The organism is Vibrio sp., assembly GCF_038138445.1.
GTDB lineage: Bacteria > Pseudomonadota > Gammaproteobacteria > Enterobacterales > Vibrionaceae > Vibrio.
Genome location: NZ_JAYQDQ010000175.1, coordinates 1 through 2,307 on the forward strand (window position 1 = coordinate 1; position 2,307 = coordinate 2,307).

Here is a 2,307-nt window from a genome sequence, read left to right on the forward strand (position 1 = left end):
CGACGATTCTGCCTATCCCACAAGGACGATATTACATTACCGTTCCGATTGGCCAGCTGCCCGACGATGGTACCTATGGCAGTTGGAAAGCGGCATTATTGAAATTTCCAGGGGCGCGTGTCATGCCCAATTTTGATATTCGTATTACCGTCAAGCCCTTAACCAAAACGCTGCAATATCGAGAATATCTACAGAAAGATGGCTCGACGCCCTTAGAAGGGGATTGGGATACGGGGGGAGACTATGCAATTACAAACATAAAAGATATGTTTATCCACAATTATGATGGCTCTCAAAAGGGAGTGGTGAGCCGGCTAACCGATATTTATACCGTTGCTCACGGAACTTGGGTCCAAAAGCCCAAATGTCCAATCAATAAGAAGATAATTACTAGCCTGTCAATTACAGAGATTCTAACGGACAGATATCACACACTCACTGGTATGCAACGAGCTTACAAACTTAATGAGACAGAGACCCATGTGCAAGTTGGATTAGATGTGGGTGCCAAGCGTAATTCAGATGGTGCGAACGTGGCTTTACATTTGGGACTAGTCACGCTCTCTTTGCAGTGTAAGTAAATATAGGAAACATCACATGAGAGAAATAACTAAAGAATCATACTTCCAATATTCAACAAAAACGGATAAGCGGGATTTACATAGTTATCAACACTTCTATAGAGCTTTTTCTAGGGAACTACCGTCCATTATGACGTTCCTGAGTATTATTTTTCTTGCTCTTACATTCACGTGCAGTATTGCATCGGCAAAAGTGACATATGAAGATGCAATTCAGCAAGATGAAGAGTTAAAACTTGCCAATCCTCACACTCCCAGAACCCATGGGTTTACTAGTAGTGAACTCTCTGTACAAACAAGTACTTCAGATACACGTGCATGGTACAACCTACTTGGATCTAGAGGTAATAATGGAGTCTATTGGAACACAACCAGCCACCCCATTGTTGTTGCAGTCACCCCAAGGGGGGAGCGTTGGGAGGAGATGATCGCTTATGTTAACGGGATTCGATATGGTCGTATCTATTCTGGAGACTTTGGAGGGGGAGCAACTATTACCATGGAAGTTCCTGCGGGAGGAAGTTACCAAGTCAGTGTTCGCAACCTTCGTGGGGCTGGATATGGCATAACGAGTTGGCTTGAGTTTCGATAAGCCAAATTGATTTGACGGAACGCCCTGCTAGAATGCAACTTGTCTCACCTCTATTAGGGCTTTATTTTGACTAAAGATGAATTCAAACGATTATATGAATCAAAAGGATGGACTCCAATCACCCTCTCTAAACGTTGGGGATATACGGCTGCAACTCGAATACATCAAATCGCTTTAGAGGTAGAACACGGTCATAAAAGGGCACAGTCGTATATTGATATGCTAAATGGCTTACCTAATCTTAAAAATCAAAAGAAATAGCGCCTTGACAGTTAAATATATTTAACCTTAATATGTCACTAATTGCTTAGTGACGAGATAGATAATGAATAAAAAATTAGCCAGTATTGCGTTAACGATAGCTTCCTATTCAGCAGTGGCTGTAGAAAATGGAACACCTCACAGTTGGACTGAAAACGCTGATCTAGCAACATTCAATTGCACAGGCACTCTGTTAGGAGGTAAGTATCTTATAACAGCAGGCCATTGTGAATTACAAAAGGGAAATATTGCTTTTTCTGATGGTAGTTGGTCGAACGCAGTCGTCAATAATCACCCTGGAGGGATTGGTGACCCAAACGGGCCTGATGTTGCTGTCTGGAATTTAGAACAAATTCACTTCACAGAGGATATTCACTTTATAGCTAACCTTGGTTCTGAACCCGTTAGTAACGGAGACTATATTGACATTTATGGATTTGCAGGCAGCCAAATACTCAATGTAGCAAAGACGCAAATAGATATACTCGGCACTTCAAATACTAATTGGTATAGCACAAAAGATATTGGCGCTGGTATTACAGAAGCCGGAGACTCAGGCGGCCCATGGTTAAATCAAGATGGCGATATTGTGGCTATTCACAATTCAGGTGCTGATGGAACCATGTTGGCGACGAGTTTATACGTTGTCAAAGACTGGCTGCTAGAGCAGATTAATGGCTGGCATTACCCTACACTGAAAACAGGCAATGGTAACATCAGCATTAAAGTGCAGTCTTTGCATCAAGGTGGCGTTGCTGACAGTGCGTATACCACAGGTGATATTACCTTAACCGGTGGAAGCTGTGTTGGTCACACACTCTCGGCATTTGAAACGTGTACGTATGATGTTTCTGCGCCTAACAGCGCGTCAGG

At 42.7% G+C, this 2,307-nt stretch carries 2 protein-coding genes and 1 pseudogene; all 3 read left to right on the plus strand.

Features of this window, described 5'->3' with window-relative positions:
* Nucleotides 1–581 (plus strand): annotated as a pseudogene (locus tag AAFM34_RS20775) (hypothetical protein); the annotation flags it as partial.
* A gap of 16 nt (nucleotides 582–597) precedes the next feature.
* Nucleotides 598–1,173 carry a hypothetical protein gene (locus AAFM34_RS20780; protein WP_341666161.1) on the plus strand — a complete coding sequence of 192 codons (576 nt, stop codon included), beginning with the start codon at nucleotides 598–600 and terminating at the stop codon, nucleotides 1,171–1,173.
* A gap of 325 nt (nucleotides 1,174–1,498) precedes the next feature.
* Nucleotides 1,499–2,307 (plus strand): trypsin-like serine protease (locus AAFM34_RS20785; protein ID WP_341666163.1); only part of this gene is annotated, 809 nt, incomplete at its 3' end.

Excerpts from the sequence above, each read along its gene's own strand:
- AAFM34_RS20780 (WP_341666161.1), top strand. The coding sequence starts at position 598 with ATGAGAGAAATAACTAAAGAATCATACTTCCAATATTCAACAAAAACG.